Here is a 236-nt window from a genome sequence, read left to right as displayed (position 1 = left end):
CTTCGACCCGAGCCGGGCGATGCCGGCCTACAACTGGATGACGGTCGCCAAGAGCGCGTTGGAGTCGGTCAACAGGTTCGTGGCGCGCGAGGCCGGCAAGTACGGTGTGCGTTCGAATCTCGTTGCCGCAGGCCCTATCCGGACGCTGGCGATGAGTGCGATCGTCGGCGGTGCGCTCGGCGAGGAGGCCGGCGCCCAGATCCAGCTGCTCGAGGAGGGCTGGGATCAGCGCGCTC

At 68.6% G+C, this 236-nt stretch carries 1 protein-coding gene; it reads left to right on the top strand.

Annotated elements, in window-relative coordinates; genetic code table 11:
- On the top strand, positions 1-236 hold a 236-nt coding region (locus BST42_RS28900), incomplete at both ends, for an SDR family oxidoreductase (protein WP_133057537.1).

This window comes from Mycolicibacterium rhodesiae (assembly GCF_002086695.1).
GTDB classification, from domain to species: Bacteria; Actinomycetota; Actinomycetes; order Mycobacteriales; family Mycobacteriaceae; genus Mycobacterium; species Mycobacterium rhodesiae.
The sequence above is the reverse complement of the archived record's forward strand: the minus strand, read 5'-3'. Positions and strand labels throughout refer to the sequence as shown.